The sequence below is a fragment of the Martinezella lusitana genome (genome assembly GCF_010668395.1).
Classification (GTDB): Bacteria; Pseudomonadota; Alphaproteobacteria; order Rhizobiales; family Rhizobiaceae; genus Rhizobium; species Rhizobium lusitanum_A.
This window is the reverse complement of sequence record NZ_WUEY01000025.1, coordinates 35,502-51,269: the sequence shown is the minus strand read 5'-3', so window position 1 is coordinate 51,269 and position 15,768 is coordinate 35,502. Positions and strand designations below refer to the sequence as shown.

Below are 15,768 nucleotides of genomic sequence, written 5' to 3'. Positions count from 1 at the left end.
GTTTCAAAGATGTGAAAGCTTAGTCGCTCGGCAGCGGTCCGGGGAGTAACAATGTTGTCGGGAAGCCAACGACCGGCGGCATCATCCAGCGTCGAGCCCGGCCATTGCCGACACTTTGCACCCTCCCGTCGGCCGCAAGCGCGTCGAGCGCGCGCTGTACCGTGCGCGGGCTTGTCGACAGCGCGATCGACAATGCCGAACTCGACCAGGACTCTCCATCCGCGAGCAGGGCGAGCAGCCAGGCATTCTCGACCTCGACAGGCGGCGCCAGCACCACGACGTCACGGCTCCCGTGCGGCATCAACGCAAAACCGCGCGCCGTTGCGCTGATGCCGGCAAGCGGTTCCAGTGCCGCACGAAGTCTTCCAACCTCGACCCTGAGCCGCGCCCTATGGGATTCGTCGGCGTGGCGCGCCCGGAACGCGCGGGAAAGCAGCAGCGCACGCGGTGCGTCGGCGGGAGCCGTCTCCGCCAGTACGCGCGCCAGGGCGAAAAGCACCGGACGACTTGCAAGCGATACGACGTCACCGCCGCTACGCACGACATTGCGACAGGCATCGACGACCAATGCCCCGGAAGACAGCAGCGCCTCGACCTCGTCGAGCGACAGCAGCCTTTCGCTGCCCTGCGCCAGCAGCCGCGCGGCCGGCGCATCGAGAACGCGCGCCGCATCGCGCACCTCGATGGCAAGTGCAGGAATCCCGGCCTTCCCGGCCGCTTCCGCTGCCCGCTTAAAGGCGGCGCGGGCCGGCTCGATGCGCAGGCGGCGGATGGCGATGCCGGCAATGGCCAGTTCATGGCTTGCCCTTGCGGCCGGCGGCAGTGGCGATGGATCGAGCTTCGCCAATACCCGTTCAGCCGCGTCCAGATGGCCGACGAGCAGCAGGCGGCGTATCTGCAGATTGCGGGCGTGAGCGGCATTGATGCGGTCGCCATGTCTTTCAAGGGCCACGCGCGCCGTCTCCAGCGCCTTTTCCGGCCAGCCGAGGTCGCGCGAGACAAGGGCGATTTCCGCCTCTGCCACCACGCAGCGGGCGCGGGCAACAGCCTCGCGCGGACCAAAGGCGCGCGCGGCACTCTTCAACAACATCTTGGCGCGGACGAGATCGCCGAGCTGCGCCATGGCGATGCCGCGGATCGCCAGCGCCGGCGCGTCGTCGCGCAGCGCCACGCGCTTCAGCGCGCCCAACGCATCGCCGGCGGCAAGCGCCTGCGCAGCCGCGACGATCAGCGAGTCCATCGAAATCCCGTCACACTTGTAACTCCCACCCCTGCGGCCTCCAGCCGTAAGTTATCGCACATCGGCAGGCAAGACGCAGCGCCGACAAGAACAGACCTGACGGTTAAGAGGATTTGAACCATGACGATGCATAGAACAGGAACACGCAATGAATGGCTTTCGGCACGGCTTTCCCTGCTGGAGCAGGAAAAGGAACTGACGCGGCACAGCGACGAGATTGCCGCGCGGCGCCAGGACCTGCCTTGGGTGAAGGTGGAGAAGGACTATCGGCTGGACACGGACAAGGGCATGGTCCCGCTCTCGGCGCTCTTCAAGGGGCGCTCACAGCTTCTCGTCTATCACTTCATGTTCGGGCCGGACTATACCGCCGGTTGCCCATCCTGCTCATCGATCGCCGACGGCTTCAACGGCGTCGCGGTCCACCTTGAAAATCACGATGTCGCCTTCTCCGCAGTCTCACGGGCACCCCTCATGAAACTGAAGGAATTCAAGCAGCGCATGGGCTGGACGTTCGACTGGGCCTCCTCGGCCAACAGCGATTTCAACCATGACTTCAATGTCTGGTTCACGCCGGAGGAGCAGCGCGATGGCGGCATCGAATACAATTACCGCCGTGAGCCGCCGATGCCTGAACTGGCAGGCAAGACGGTGCAGCAATGGGAGCTGCGCGGCAGCGAAGGCCCGGTTGCGCAGATCGCATCGATGACCGGCACCGACGTTGCGACCTACACGCGCGACCGGCCCGGCGTCAGCGCCTTCGCGATAGAGGATGGCGACATCTACCACACCTATTCGTCCTATGCCCGCGGGCTCGACGGTCTGTGGGGCATGTATCAGTGGCTCGACCGGGCGCCGTTCGGCCGCAACGAGACCGGCGTGTGGTGGCGGCACCATGACCGCTATGGAGCAAACTGATGTCCCGTTCATCTGAAATCGGGGAAAGGGCCGGCGGACATTCCGCCGTCCCTGCCCTGCCCGCCATTGCCGGCCGCTGGCTGTCTCTGGCAGCCGCGCCGAGCTTCGCCCTCATGATGGCGCTGTCGGCCTATGGCGCGGACGGCGACATGATCTGCTCGGCGCATGACGGCTCGATGCTTGGCGGAATGGTGCCGATGTATCTGCTCATGAGCCTCTTTCACTGTGGACCGTGGCTTAGGCTTCTCTCGAGGGAAGGACGCGGTGCCTGCATCCAAGGCTAGATCTCGGCAACGCTATGCGAGGTTCTTGAGGTACAATGAAAGCAGCTGGGTCTGTGAGGAAATGCCGAGCTTGCGATAGACGTTGCGCCGATGGACCTTCACCGTACCCGTAGAGATATTGAGCTTCAGTCCGATCGATTCCGACGAATGCCCCTGCAGGACGAGCTCGACGATGGAAGTCTCCCGGCTCGTCAGATTGAGATCCCGCCAGACGGCTTCGGCTGGCGGGACGGTTTCGCTCTGACCCGGCTTGCGCCTCGCCCTGCTGCCATCAGCCAATTGCGCATCGAAGCGCGAAGCAAGGCCGGACCAATAGTGCCTGACCATGGTTGCAACGAGCGGCTCGACCTTCTTCAGCGTCATGAATTCCGCAGGCGGGAATACACCGGTCTCCTCGCGCCGCATCAACGACAGGACGATGGTGATGTCATCGTCAGCATTGACAAAGAAGCCGATTTCCTCGGCAAGTCCCGTCTGAACGTAATAAGTCCGGTAGTACTCGCTGGAGAAGAACCGATCCGGCGCCAGTTCCCGCATCCTGAGTACGCCCTCGCGGCGGCCGCGCGCCGTGTGGTAGAAGGGATCGAGCAGATAGGGACCGGCCTGATAGAGCGTGACGAAGACGATATGCTCGTCGCGGTCGAAGGTACTGTAGAGGTCGATCGGCCTCTCCTTGCCGCGATAGGCGAAGACGACCACGTAGTCGAACCGCACCAGCGCCGCCATCATCTGGCGAAAGGTCTCTCCGAACTCGGCATCCGCCATCGCCGATTTGCCGATCGTGGCGTTGAGGGCGGTAAACAGCCCTTCAAGGTCGGTGCTCATATGACGGATCCCCTCTGCCGCCCCGCGCCAACAAGCGCAGCCCTATATACACCTTCCATGAAGCATTCTGCACGAAAATACCTCTTTCGGGGTATATACCTCGCAAGAAGCTCAGGCTTACTCTTTCCTTAACGACGGTGGCAATAAGGCAGGGAAAGACTGCCGACCAACCGCAGGGAACAGACGTGGCATCCGCTTCAACGAACGATATCGAATTCCGTTCGGTCACGAAGGCCTATGGCGCCGTGACCGCCGTAACGGACATCAACCTCAATGTGCCCAAGGGCGCATTCCTGGCGCTTCTCGGGCCTTCCGGCTGCGGGAAGACGACGTGCCTGCGCATGATCGGCGGCTTCGAGCAGCCGAGCGAAGGCACGGTGCTGATCGATGGGCGCGAGATGAACGGTGTCCCGGCCTACCGGCGTCCGGTCAACATGGTGTTCCAGCACTACGCGCTGTTTCCACATTTCAACGTCGAGCAGAATGTCGCCTACGGGCTGAAACAGATGCGCCCCAGGGTCAAAGCCTCCGAGATCGACCGGCGGGTCGCCGAAGCGCTCGATATGGTTCGCCTCGGTGGTTTCGCCAAGCGCCGCATCCACGAAATGTCCGGCGGCCAGCAGCAGCGCGTCGCGCTGGCGCGTGCCATCGTCAATCGTCCCTCCGTGCTCCTGCTCGATGAGCCGCTCGCCGCACTCGACAAGAAACTGCGCTCGGCCATGCAGATCGAGTTGCAAACGCTGCAGCGCGAGCTTGGCATCACCTTCGTTCTCGTCACCCATGACCAGGAGGAAGCGCTGTCGATGGCCGATATCGTCTGCGTCATGAGCGCGGGCCGCATCCGCCAGCTCGGAACGCCGCAGGAAGTCTACGACCGCCCCGCCGACCTCTTCGTCGCCGATTTCGTCGGCAAGACGAACCGCATAGAGGCGACGATGGAGGCAGACGGCGAAACGCTTCGCCTTGCCGACGGCTCGGCGATTTCGGCCGGCAAGCGCCTAGCGCCGGGGGCAGCGATTGCCGCGCTGCGGCCGGAGGCAATCCATCTGAGCCGCGAGATGGCGACCTCGGGCTTGTCTCTCAAAGGCACGGTCACGCATCGCATCTTCCTGGGGTCATCCGCGGAATATGCGGTGACCGTCCCCGGACTGGGCGATTTCCTCATCACTTCGGATCGCCGCAGCATGAACGAAAGCGATCTCGTTGGGCCGGGCGAACAGGTTTTCCTCGGTTTCGACCCCACAGCCTTACATGTCTTTCCAGCATCGAATGCATAAACCAAAAAGGGAACAGCATCATGAGCAAGGATTATAAGGACAATCTCCCCATCTCCGCCGAAGGCTTCATGGATGAATTCATGCGCCTGAAGCGCGGCTCCGTCAGCCGTCGTCACTTCCTGGGCGTGACCGGCCTCGGTCTTGCGACGGCGGTCCTGTCACGTTTCCCGGGCGCGCTTTCGACCCCCGCCTATGCCGCGGGCGAACTCGGCACGCAGATGTCGATCGCCACCTGGCCGAACTATCACGATCCCGCAACTTTCGAGAACTTCAAGGCCGCGACCGGCGTCGCCGTCGAGGTCAACGTCTTCGGTTCGAACGAGGAAATGCTCGCGAAACTGCAGGCAGGCGCGTCCGGCTGGTCTCTGTACGTACCGACGAACTACACGATTTCGACCTATCACAAGCTTGGTCTGATCGAGGAGCTCGATCTTTCGAAGATCCCGAACTTCAGCCAGGCAACCGAAAGCCCGCGTTTCACCAAGGAAGGGCAGATCGACGGAAAGACGTATGCCGTGCCGAAGAATTGGGGCACGACGGGCTTTTCCGTCAACACCTCGAAGATCAAGACGAAGCTTTCAAGCTGGAAGGACTTCTTCGAAATCGCCCAGACGGAAGCCGATGGCCGCGCCATGGTGCATGACTATCAGCTGACCACCATCGGCAGCGCTCTCGTTTCTCTCGGCTATGATTTCAACTCGATCAAGCCGGAAGAGCTTGCCAAGGCCGAAGAACTGCTGATCAAGGTCAAGCCGCATCTCTTCGCCATCAATTCCGACTACCAGCCATCGATGCGTTCGACGGATGCCTGGCTGACCATGTGCTGGACCAATGACGGCGCACAGCTCAACCGCGACATGCCCGAACTTGCCTATGTGCTCGGCAAGGACGGCGGCGAGATCTGGACCGACTATTATGCGATCCCGAAGGATGCGCCGAACAAGCCCGCCGGTTATGCCCTGCTCAACTATCTCATGGACCCGAAGAATGCGGTGAAGGAGCACATCGCCAACGGCGCGCCGACCACCGACAGCCGCGTCATCGCGCTGCTGCCGAAGGAGATTACGTCGAACAAGATCGTCTATCCGGATGAAGCCTCGCTGACGCCGCTGGAATTCGGCGCCGCCGTAACGCTCACCGATCCGAGCCGCGCCGAACTGATGGCGCGCTTCAAATCGGCCTGATCGCCTCTACCCAACTCCGGTCCCTGCTGCGTTGGCAGCACGGGACCGGCCTTGCTTTCCGAATCGGCGGATAAAGAACTCTCGATGCCCCTTAACCCTGCCACCAAACGGCGCCTTGTCACCGCTGCCCTCGTCGGTCCGGCAAGTCTCTGGCTTTTCGTCTTCCTGGTGCTCCCCTTCATCGCCATCATCGTCTTCGCCTTTGGCGAGCGTGCTCCGGAAGGCGGCTATCAGGCCGCGTTCACCTTTGAGCAATTCGCCAATCTCGGCGCACGGGCGACAGCCTTCGTCAATACGCTGATCCTCGCGCCGATCGGCGCGGCCGCCTGCCTGCTCGTCGCCTATCCGGTCGCCTATTATCTGGCCGTCAAGGCAAGTCCGCAACGTCGCCTGCTGCTCGTTTCGCTTGTCGTCGTTCCCTTCTGGACCAGCCTCCTCGTGCGAACCTATGCCTGGATGTACCTGCTCGGCGCACGCGGCATTCCGCACCTCCTCGAATTCTTCGGCATCGAAAACGTCAGGCTCATCAACACGCCGGGCGCGGTGCTGCTCGGCATCGTCTACGGCTATCTGCCGCTGATGATCATGCCGATCTATGTCAGCCTCGAAAAGCTCGACCGCCGGCTGCTCGAGGCATCCGCCGATCTCGGCGCCAAGCCCATCTCGACCTTCTTCGGCATTACGCTGCCGCTGTCATTGCCGGGTGTGATGACCGGCGTGGCGCTGGTGACGATCCTGCTGTTGGGCGAATATCTCATCCCGCAGCTGCTCGGCGGCGGCAAGGTGTTCTTCATCGGCAACGCGCTTGTCGATCTCTTCCTGCAGTCGCGCAACTGGCCGTTCGGATCGGCAATCGCCGTGACCCTGGTTGCCGTTGTCGTCATCGTATTGCTTGTCGCCATGCGCATCGCCTGGCGCGTTGCGGGCACTCGCCAGGTGGATCTCGTCTGATGCGCGCGCTCGTCACCTTCGTCTATCTGTTCCTCTATACGCCGATCGCGCTCGTCGTGCTGTTCTCCTTCAATGCCGGCCGCAATGCGAGCGAGTTTACCGGCTTCTCGACGCAATGGTACGGCCGTGCGCTGTCAAACACCTTCCTGATGGAAGCGCTGCAGAACAGCCTCATCATCGCGTCTACCAGTGCGGCGCTGGCGGCGATCTTCGGCACGATGGCGGCAATCGGCCTGGAACGGCTCGGTTCCCGCACCCGCGCTGTTTTCGACGGGCTCTTTGCCGCGGCGATCGTCGTTCCCGGCGTCGTCATCGGCATTGCGACGCTGGTGGCGCTGGTCGAGGTCTTCGGCGTCATCAATCCGTTGATCGCTGCCGTCTGGCCGGGCGACCAGCCGCCGAAATTCGCACTCGGCTATGGCTCGATCATCGCGGCGCACGGCCTTTTCACCATGGCACTGGTGACGATGATCGTGAAGGCGCGCATTGCCAGCCTCGGGCGCGATATCGTCGAGGCCTCCAGCGATCTCTATGCCACGCCGCTGACCACCTTCCGTCAGATCGTCCTGCCACAGATCATGCCGTCGATCCTCGCTGGATTCCTGCTCGCCTTCACCTTTTCCTTCGACGACTTCATCATCGCTTTCTTCGTTGCCGGCTCGAACACGACGCTGCCGATCTATGTCTTCGCCTCCATCCGCCGCGGCGTGACGCCGGAAATCAATGCGATCGCGACGATGGTGCTGATTGCCTCGCTCGCCCTCATTTTCATCGCGCGCTTCCTGATGCGCGAAAAGACAACGACAAACTGACCGGGGAAATTTCATGATACTCAAGGATCGCGTCGCAATCGTCACCGGAGCCGGCTCCGGTATCGGCCGCGCCGGCGCGCTCATCATGGCGCGTGAAGGCGCGCATGTGGTCGTCGCCGACATCGACCTGGCAAATGCCGAGGAGACCGTGAGCCAGATTGCCGCGGCCGGCAACAGTGCCGAGAGCCTTGTTGTCGACGTCATGGATGATCTGGCGCTTGAAGCGGGAATAGCCGCGGTTGCGGCGCGTCATGGCCGGATCGACATCCTGCACAATCATGCGGGCTCGCAGGTTGCAGGCAATCTGGAAGACGTCGCAGTCGCAGGCTTCGACACATCCTGGAACCTGAATGTCCGCGCGCATTTCATGGCTTCGCGGCTCGTGATGCCGATCATGAAACAGGCGGGCAAGGGCGTCATTCTCAACACCTCGTCTTCTTCGGGCGTACTCTACGACCGCGAGATGATCGCCTACACAACGTCCAAGCACGCTGTCATCGCCATGACCAAGCAGATGGCGGGCGACTATGCGCGCTTCGGCATCCGCGTCAACGCGCTTTGCCCCGGCTGGGTCGACACGCCGTTCAATGCACCGTTCATCGCACAGATGGGCGGACGCAGCGCGATTGAAAGCTATATCGCCGATAAGGTGCCGCTCGGACGATGGGCCGACGTTTCGGAAATCGCAGAACCGATCCTGTTCCTCGTTTCCGATCGTTCCTCCTACATGACGGGACAGATCCTTGTCGTCGATGGTGGCGAAACGGTCGTCTAGGCTCAGGCATGGCTGGAGGCGGGATACTCCCCGCCCTTCCCGTCAGCGTCGCCTGGCGGGAAGATGGTGCAGCAGCGAGCGGCACGCCTGCATGATGTGGTCCGTCAGGAACGCGGCCGCCTGTTCCACATCGCCGGTCCTGCAGATCGCCAGCAATTCGCGATGCTCGCGATCGGCCGTCTCCTTGCCGTGCGACAGAGTGAGCTGTACCCGCAAATAGCGCTCGAGCCGGTCGTTGACCGAGCGGATCGTGCTGACTAGATAGGGTCTCTGCGCGTCCTCATAGAGGCAGCTGTGAAATTGCCAGTTGAGCTCCGACCAGCGCGCGACATCATCCTCCCTTGCAAACTCATCGCAATAGGCCTGCGCCTTCCCGAAGGTCCTGTCCGTCATGAAGGGAATTGAAAGCCGCAGCGCATTCGATTCCAGGATGGCGCGCACTTCGAAGATCTGCGCGATCTCCGGTTCCGAAACGCTGGTGACGATCGCGCCTCTGTTGCGGTGGAATTCGACCAGCCCCTCGGCCTCAAGACGCTTCAGCGCCTCGCGCACCGGGATCTTGCTGACGTTGAAAAGACGGGCGACGTCGTCCTGACGGATCGGTTCCCCTTCGTCGAGGGAGCCGTCGGCGATGGAATCCCGGATGAACTTCAGGATGACATCCGAGGTGCTCGGCGCCTTTCCCAGATTGGGTATCTCATCGACGTTGAGAGGCATTCAATCATTATTCCCTGGAAATGGCGGAAGGCGACCGGCGGTTTCAAGGCCGCGACGTCTCCTCAATATCGTGATCTCCTTCCGCCGCGCAAGCGCGCATCTCGGCTGTTGGGCGAAAGGAAGCGCGGCCATCGCAATCGTCTCGGCCCTGCTCGATGCCCTCGGCTTTCGCCACCCCGTCAACGACTGAAACCACATCTCCTTCTGCCAGATCACCGATCCGGTCCAGATGAAGGACGTTCGTTCTCTGGGGAAAGAACGCCGTCGCCATTCGTCCCGGCAAGATCGACCGCTCGCCGACCGGCACCGGCTGCTCGGCGCGCATGGCCGTTCTGCATGCAAAGGGTCAGATGAAGGTCGGCGACCGGTTCGTCGGGACATCGCTCATCGACACGGAATTCCATTGCAGCATCGACGGCGCCGTCGATCTCGACGGCACGGCCGCGATCAGCCCGATCATATCAGGCCGCGCATGGATCGTCGGCACGCACCAGCTCATGGTCGATCCCGATGATCCTTTCCCGGCCGGATACAGGCTCTCCGACACTTGGCCCATGGATCTCTAGAGGAAAGCCAACCTGCCGCGGAGGACGGCATTCACGGGAATTCCGTCCCTGGCAATCCCGGCTTCAAGCGTCGGATCAGCTCCCGACGCACATATCCATTAGAGCCATTTCGGCAGGCCTGCCGGAACACGTCCCGCGATAGCCGCCTCCACGCAATCAGCGAGACTGCCGAAGCGCACGACACGGCCGCTGAGACCTGGTCCATAATGCGCATACTTGCCTGAATTCGTCATGACCGCGCGCGTTCCGGGCGGAAAGACCGGCTCCGAAATCGAACACCAGCAAAGATCGGGCAGGACCTGCACCCCGCTGTCGCGCAGCCGTGCCAGCGTATCATCCGCCTCGGCAGCGGCAATGACGTCGCGTCCCGCCGTCACGATGACCATCACTCCCGGCAGGCGGCGCCGGCCCGCAAACGCATCGGCAAGCGCACGACATTCCGCATGCGAGGCGTGCGGGCTGCCGATGGCAACAAGTTCGACCTCCTCCGGTCCTTCGTTCAGCATCTCCCAAGCGGCAGCCATGTCCGCGCGCGTAATAACGTGACGATCCGCGTTGGGATGCTCGGCATCGGCCGCCTCCGGCGTTACACCCTCGACATGCAGCATGGGAGCCGCAGACGTCGTGCCGAAGGCGGCGCAGAGCGCCTTCAGGTCGTCCCGCGAGGGCTTGCCGGCGGCAAGACCCCGCAGCAAAGGAATGCGATCCGGCGAAGCCTTTCCGGCGAGATAGCCGATGAGCGGCCAGAAGGCATCGTTGCGAGCTTCGGGCAGTTCCACATCGAGGACGCGGGTCGCTCTGCGGTTTTCATCCAGATAGACGCCTGAAAGCGGTGCCCGGCCCGTCAACGCGATACAGAGGTCGAGGAAATCGGGATGCTTTGCGGTGCGCGCGCCAAGCACGCTGTTGGCGAAAATGACGGCGTTGGACTCGGACCAGCCGATCGCCTCTCCGGCGCCCGGTGCGCGCTCCAGCAGATACGGCGAGCAGGTAAAGGTCGGTCGGCAGCCCATGCGCACATAGGCGTCCGCCAGTCGTGCAGCCGGATCGCCGAAGGCTTCCGGGACGCCCTGGGATCGCCAGTTGGCGCGATCGACGGAAATTGCGTTCATCGTGGTCGGCATGCGCACACGGCCGCCGAGCTCGGCCATCTTTTCCGCAAAGGTCAGATTGGCGGGGCTTGCATAGATGCACCCGTCAATATGGCCCTGCGTCACATCGATCAGGGAAGTGGCACCTTGCTGTGCCGCCATCGCGGTCAATATCCGCATGGCCTGGGCAACCGCAACGCCTTCGCCGCCCTCCAGCATGGACCGGTCCGCCGCCGTCAGCAAAAGCGCCGAGGTGGCGGGCGGGAGAAGAGGCGTCGTCTGTCCGTCCGCGACGATGGCTGTCGCCTCGATCCGAAGGGTCTTTGCCTGTGACAGCCTGGCAAAGACGTCCGGACGCAGACGCACCACCGGCAACTGCCGGCCGAACATCTCCGCAGCAACGAGGGCGCCGAGCGTCAGCACATCCTCATCTTCACAAAAGACCAAGGCAGCCGGCGCACGACCGGTCAGCGCGAGATCAAGCAGCACGCCGGAACCGGTGCAGGAGCCTCGGCTCGACGGCATCATCAGCACCGCGCCGGTAAGACATTCGCCGTGCAGAGGATGATGGATATCGATGACCTTGGCCGTGGCGGGATCGACCCCGCCCCAGAAGCTCAACGCTTCCCGCGTTGCAACGACCCGGCCCTCTGCCGTGCCGCTCATGATGCTGCGCGCAAATGCCGTGTCGTTCATGTGACTATCATCCATATGCCAGAGGGTCATGATCGCCGATGCCGAAAAGCGTGCATGGCGGTATCCGTTTCTGTCAGAAGCGTTGCGGCGAGAATGGCGAGAGATCGATCGGCGGCATCCGCCCCGTCAGAAGGTCGGCGACGAGACGCGCCGTCCCTGCGGACTGGGTCAAACCGAGGTGGCCATGACCGAAGGCATAGATTACGTCCGGCGTGGTCCTGGCGCGGCCGATGGCAGGCAGGCTGTCAGGCAATGACGGCCGAAAGCCCATCCATTGCTTTCCTCCATCCGGCTTGAGACCGGTCAGGAAGGCGCGTGCCTTCTGCAACATGGCCTCGGACCGACGAAAGTTCGGTGGCAGCGCCAACCCGCCAAGCTCCACCGCCCCACCGACACGGATACCGGTCGAGAGCTTGCTGACGACAAAGCCATGGCCACCGAAGGTTATCTGCGTGCGCAGGTCGAAGGCATCGGCCGGAAGCGTGGTATTGTAGCCGCGTTCGGTTTCAAGCGGAATGCGTTCGCCGAGCGTCCTGGCGATACGATGGGAGAAGGCGCCGGCCGCCAGGACGATCTTGCCCGCCTGACGCAGCTTTCCATCGGTCGCCATCATCTCGACCCCGCCGCTGACGGCGCGAAGAGCGGAAATCTCCGCCCTCTCGATGACGCCGCCCCGGCTGCGGAAATGTTCAGCCAGCGCCAGCGTATACAGCTTGGGATCAGCGATGGAATACCAGCCGGGCGTGAAGGTGCCGAGCACGAAGCGCGATGCCAAACCCGGCTGGATCGCCGCCATCTCGCCGGCCTTCAGATGCTGGAATTCGATGCCGTGGTTGCGGCGCACATCCCAGCCGGGCAGCGATGCCCGGAATTCCGCCTCGCTTTCATAGACCTGAAGATTGCCCTCCTTGCGAAGCATGGAGAGGGTCTCCGTCGCGGCAAGGAAAGGTTCCAGCTCCGCCTTGGAAAGATCCATCAGGCTTGTCTGGGCTGCCGTGGAATGGGCAACGCGCGACGGCTGGCAGGCCCGCCAGAACCGAAACATCCAGGGCGCGATCTGTAGCGCATAGGCCGGCGGCACCGACAGCGGCCCAAGCGGATCGAGCAGCCATTTCGGTGCCTTCTTGAGGATACCGGGAGAGGCAAGCGGCAGGATGTCCGTGAAGGCGAAGGCACCGGCATTGCCGGCGGAGGCGCCGGCAGCCGGTCCCTCGCGATCGACGACGACGACGGCGAGGCCGCGCGACTGAGCCGCGATCGCGGCGGAAAGGCCGACGACGCCAGCTCCGATGACAATAACGTCCTGTCTCGTCATCAACGTACGCTCGAAAGAAATTTCTGCGTTTCGGGATGTTGCGGCGCCCCGAAGATCTGTTCCGGCTTGCCGATTTCGGCCATCACGCCCTGATGGAAATAGGCGACGCGATCCGAGACATCGCGGGCGAACGCCATTTCATGCGTCACGCAGATCATGGTCATTCCCTCCTCCGCCAGCATCTTCAGCGTATCAAGCACCTCGCCGACAAGCATGGGATCGAGCGCCGACGTCACCTCATCAAACAACATGTATTCCGGCGACATGGCAAGCGCCCTTGCAATCGCCATGCGTTGCTGCTGGCCGCCCGACATGCGCGCCGGATAGACCGAGAGTTTTTCGGCAAGTCCGACATGGGTGAGTTGCTTGACCGCCATTTCCTCGGCCTGCTGCCGACCGAGGCCGAGCACCTTGCGCGGCGCAAGCATGACGTTTTCGAGCACGGTCAGATGCGGGAACGCATTCCATTGCTGGAAAACGATGCCGACCTTGCGGCGCAACTTGTTGAGATCCGTCGATTTGGCGTGCACCTCCGTCCCGTCGATGCGGATCCGCCCGGAATCGATGGGTTCAAGACCGTTGATGCAGGTCAGAAGTGTCGACTTGCCGGATCCCGACCCGCCTATGATGGTGACCACCTCGCCCTTGTTGACGGTGAGGTTGATCCCCTTCAGCACTTCGAGCGGGCCGAAGGACTTGCGGACATTTTCGATCTCAATCATTGGGGGACCACCGTTTTTCGAGATAACCGCCGAGGCGGGCGATCGGGAAGCTGATGATGAAGTAGATCACGCCGCAGATCGTCAGGATCAGCAGCGGCTCGTGCAGGCGGGTGACGAGAACCTGCGAGGCGCGCAGGAGTTCGATCAATCCCAGCCACAGGACCAGGGCGGAATCCTTCATGACTCCGAGCGAAAGACCGATCCACGAAGGAAGCGCCACGCGCGTTGCGAGCGGCGCCACGATATAGCACATGTCCTGCCGCCAGCTCATGCCGAGCGAGCGGGCGGCGCGGCGGGTATTGGGCGGTACGGCGGCGATGCCGCCACGCACGATCTCGGTGCAGTAAGCAGCCGTATAAAGCGACAACACCACGCAGGACGTGGTGAACGGTGCCCAGCCGAGCTTCAGTATGGCCTGCAGCGCATTGCCGAGAACCAGCTGAATGAGCAGCGGTACGGACCGAAACACATCGAGTATGAAGGTCAGCGGCGCCGACCAGATGGAACCAGCCTGGACGCGGATCACCCCGAAGACAACCCCGAGGATCGTGCCGGTCGCAACGGATACCCCGGTGACCACGAGCGTCATCCAGGCCCCTTTGGCAAGGAAGAGGAGGTCATTCCAGGTGAGGGCAGTATCGAACATCTCTCACCTCTTTCAATAGCGGAACATGCGCCAGGCGGCGAGCCGGGCAGCAAGCGTGACGAGCTTGGCGATCAGGTAATAGATCACGGCGGCCAGCGCGAAAAACTCGAAGGTTCGGAACGAACGCGCGTTCAATTCCTGCGTGACGCCGGCAAGGTCGGTGCTCATGCCGACGGTGACGCCGAGCGAGGTCATCAGGATCGCCCAGACCATCTGGTTGGTGACGGGCAGGAAGGCGATACGAAGCATCTGCGGCATGACGATCAGCCGAAAGGCTTGAAGCGAGGTCATTCCCAGAGAGCGGCCGGCGCGCGTCTGCGTATCGGGGATCGCCTTGAGGGCGCCACGGAAGTTTTCAGCGAGATATCCGGCATTGTTGAAGGCGATGCCGGCCAGCAGCGCCGTATAGGGGCTGAGGTGGATCCCGAAATTGCCGAGCCCGAAATGTGCCATGTAGATCTGGAAAAGGGCCGGCGTGTTGCGGGCGACCTCCACCCAGATCGAGGCGATACCGGAAAGCAGGCGGCTACCGGAAAGCCTGAAGAGCGTAAGCGCGATGGCAAAGGCAAGTCCGACCGCCATGGACAGGATCGCGATCTGCAGGGTTACGACCGCGCCATCGAGCAGCTGCGGCAATACCTTGAAGGCCTGGTTCCAGTGGAAGGTGTAGCTGAACATGAACGTCCACCTTTCGGAAAGGTCAAACGGCGCGGCCATCATGGCCACGCCGTCGTTGAGAGCGATCCGACTAGCGATAGACGCCGTTTACCGTCAGTGCCGGCAGGGCACCGCCGACCCACTTTTCATAGAGTTCGGCATAGCGGCCCGTGCGGACCTGCTGATTGATGAACAGGTTGAGATAATTGATGAGGCCGTATTCTTCGCGGTTGGTGAAAAGCGCGACATAGTCCGTCTGGAACGGCGCCTTGCCGACGACGGAGACGCCGGGGAACTTTCCGGACTTGACGGTCGCCTGGGCAACGGTCGAGGTGGAAACGGTCGCATCGAGCTGGCCCTGGCTCAGCGCCAGGAACACGTCGGCCTGCGTCTGATAGGGACGGAACTCTCCGGTGCCCCACTCCTTGACCTGCTTTTCGAGTGCGATCGCCTCAAAGGTGCCGGCGGTCGCGCCGACGGTCTTGCCCTTCATATTGTCGAAGGACTTGATGCCCGATTTGTCGTTGGAGGTGACGGCCATTTCGAAGGCGAAATAGGGAATGGTCATGCCCACGGTCTTGGCACGTTCCAGCGTATCCGAGGTCGATGCAACGCCCACGTCCACGCGGCCGGACATCAGGGCCGGAATGCGCTCGGGAAACGGCGTTTCGACGATTTCGGCGGTGACGCCGAGCGCCTTGGCAAGATCGTTGCAATAGTCGACGTCGAAACCAATCGGATTGTTGTTCTCGTCGCGCGAGCCCATGGGCGGGAAGTCCAGCACGACGGCGCAACGCAGCGTTCCCGAAGAGATAATGTCGTCCAGCTTGTCGGCCTTGGCCGGCGAGATGACCGAAGCGGCGGCCAGAAGGCCAAATGCGATGACCATATTTTTCATTAGAATTTGTTCTCCCAGTTTGGTCGGCCATTTGCGGCCGCGGCCAATAAACGCTTTTTGCCGACGTAAATCAAACTGAAAATACATATAGTATACAAAAAGAATTTCATCGCACCAAACGCCTGCGAGCAACGGTTTGCCTCTTCGCGCCGGTAAAGAGGCAACACCCGCCCCATCGCCAACCGGTCGCCGGCGAT

Annotated in this window: 16 protein-coding genes and 1 pseudogene; 8 read left to right on the top strand and 9 right to left on the bottom strand. The window is 62.3% G+C overall.

Annotation, left to right across the window (positions count from 1 at the left end; genetic code table 11):
• Positions 1-19 precede the first annotated feature (19 nt).
• Positions 20-1,240 carry a helix-turn-helix domain-containing protein gene (locus GR212_RS31550; RefSeq protein ID WP_163993027.1) on the bottom strand — a complete coding sequence of 407 codons (1,221 nt, stop codon included), beginning with the start codon at positions 1,238-1,240 and terminating at the stop codon, positions 20-22.
• Between the two features lie 120 nt (positions 1,241-1,360).
• On the opposite strand from GR212_RS31550, the gene GR212_RS31545 reads away from it, so the two are divergent.
• Positions 1,361-2,155 carry a DUF899 domain-containing protein gene (locus tag GR212_RS31545; RefSeq protein WP_163993025.1) on the top strand — a complete coding sequence of 265 codons (795 nt, stop codon included), beginning with the start codon at positions 1,361-1,363 and terminating at the stop codon, positions 2,153-2,155.
• Positions 2,155-2,439: a hypothetical protein gene (locus GR212_RS31540; protein ID WP_163993023.1), complete on the top strand. Its 285-nt coding sequence runs from the start codon at positions 2,155-2,157 to the stop codon at positions 2,437-2,439. Before GR212_RS31545 ends, GR212_RS31540 begins: the two co-directional genes overlap by 1 nt.
• A 12-nt stretch (positions 2,440-2,451) precedes the next feature.
• Here GR212_RS31540 and GR212_RS31535 read toward each other — a convergent pair whose 3' ends face one another.
• Positions 2,452-3,264, bottom strand: a complete 813-nt coding sequence (locus GR212_RS31535; protein WP_163993021.1) for a helix-turn-helix domain-containing protein — start codon at positions 3,262-3,264, stop codon at positions 2,452-2,454.
• A 185-nt stretch (positions 3,265-3,449) separates the two neighbouring features.
• Between GR212_RS31535 and GR212_RS31530 the strand changes: the two genes are divergently transcribed.
• The 5 genes from GR212_RS31530 to GR212_RS31510 all read left to right on the top strand — a co-directional run bounded on the left by GR212_RS31530 (position 3,450) and on the right by GR212_RS31510 (position 8,263).
• Positions 3,450-4,541 carry a polyamine ABC transporter ATP-binding protein gene (locus GR212_RS31530; protein ID WP_163993019.1) on the top strand — a complete coding sequence of 364 codons (1,092 nt, stop codon included), beginning with the start codon at positions 3,450-3,452 and terminating at the stop codon, positions 4,539-4,541.
• 20 nt (positions 4,542-4,561) lie between these two features.
• The gene (locus GR212_RS31525; RefSeq protein WP_163993018.1) at positions 4,562-5,725 is read left to right on the top strand and encodes a polyamine ABC transporter substrate-binding protein; all 1,164 of its coding nucleotides are present in this window, start codon (positions 4,562-4,564) and stop codon (positions 5,723-5,725) included.
• 84 nt (positions 5,726-5,809) lie between these two features.
• Positions 5,810-6,676 carry an ABC transporter permease gene (locus tag GR212_RS31520; RefSeq protein WP_163993016.1) on the top strand — a complete coding sequence of 289 codons (867 nt, stop codon included), beginning with the start codon at positions 5,810-5,812 and terminating at the stop codon, positions 6,674-6,676.
• On the top strand, positions 6,676-7,488 hold the full coding sequence (locus GR212_RS31515) for an ABC transporter permease (protein ID WP_163993014.1): 813 nt from the start codon (positions 6,676-6,678) through the stop codon (positions 7,486-7,488). The genes GR212_RS31520 and GR212_RS31515 overlap by 1 nt, the downstream gene beginning before the upstream one ends.
• Before the next feature lie 13 nt (positions 7,489-7,501).
• Positions 7,502-8,263 carry an SDR family NAD(P)-dependent oxidoreductase gene (locus GR212_RS31510; protein ID WP_163993012.1) on the top strand — a complete coding sequence of 254 codons (762 nt, stop codon included), beginning with the start codon at positions 7,502-7,504 and terminating at the stop codon, positions 8,261-8,263.
• Positions 8,264-8,305: 42 nt separating this feature from the next.
• Here the strand turns inward: GR212_RS31510 and GR212_RS31505 are convergent, their stop codons facing one another.
• Positions 8,306-8,980: a GntR family transcriptional regulator gene (locus GR212_RS31505; protein WP_163993010.1), complete on the bottom strand. Its 675-nt coding sequence runs from the start codon at positions 8,978-8,980 to the stop codon at positions 8,306-8,308.
• A 154-nt stretch (positions 8,981-9,134) separates the two neighbouring features.
• Between GR212_RS31505 and GR212_RS31500 the strand changes: the two are divergent.
• Positions 9,135-9,546, top strand: a pseudogene (locus GR212_RS31500) (proline racemase family protein); the annotation flags it as partial.
• 98 nt (positions 9,547-9,644) lie between these two features.
• On the opposite strand, the gene GR212_RS31495 reads toward GR212_RS31500, so the two are convergent.
• From GR212_RS31495 to GR212_RS31470, 6 genes are all read right to left on the bottom strand, one after another.
• Positions 9,645-11,333, bottom strand: a complete 1,689-nt coding sequence (locus GR212_RS31495) for a cis-3-hydroxy-L-proline dehydratase (protein ID WP_163993008.1) — start codon at positions 11,331-11,333, stop codon at positions 9,645-9,647.
• 73 nt (positions 11,334-11,406) lie between these two features.
• Complete coding sequence (locus GR212_RS31490; RefSeq protein ID WP_163993006.1) at positions 11,407-12,648, bottom strand: NAD(P)/FAD-dependent oxidoreductase; 1,242 nt, start codon at positions 12,646-12,648, stop codon at positions 11,407-11,409.
• Positions 12,648-13,370: an amino acid ABC transporter ATP-binding protein gene (locus tag GR212_RS31485; protein WP_163993005.1), complete on the bottom strand. Its 723-nt coding sequence runs from the start codon at positions 13,368-13,370 to the stop codon at positions 12,648-12,650. The genes GR212_RS31490 and GR212_RS31485 overlap by 1 nt, the downstream gene beginning before the upstream one ends.
• Positions 13,363-14,016, bottom strand: a complete 654-nt coding sequence (locus GR212_RS31480; RefSeq protein ID WP_163993003.1) for an amino acid ABC transporter permease — start codon at positions 14,014-14,016, stop codon at positions 13,363-13,365. Before GR212_RS31480 ends, GR212_RS31485 begins: the two co-directional genes overlap by 8 nt.
• Positions 14,017-14,028: 12 nt before the next feature.
• Positions 14,029-14,694: an amino acid ABC transporter permease gene (locus GR212_RS31475; RefSeq protein WP_163993001.1), complete on the bottom strand. Its 666-nt coding sequence runs from the start codon at positions 14,692-14,694 to the stop codon at positions 14,029-14,031.
• A 70-nt stretch (positions 14,695-14,764) separates the two neighbouring features.
• Positions 14,765-15,571: a transporter substrate-binding domain-containing protein gene (locus GR212_RS31470; RefSeq protein ID WP_163992999.1), complete on the bottom strand. Its 807-nt coding sequence runs from the start codon at positions 15,569-15,571 to the stop codon at positions 14,765-14,767.
• Between the last annotated feature and the right edge of the window lie 197 nt (positions 15,572-15,768).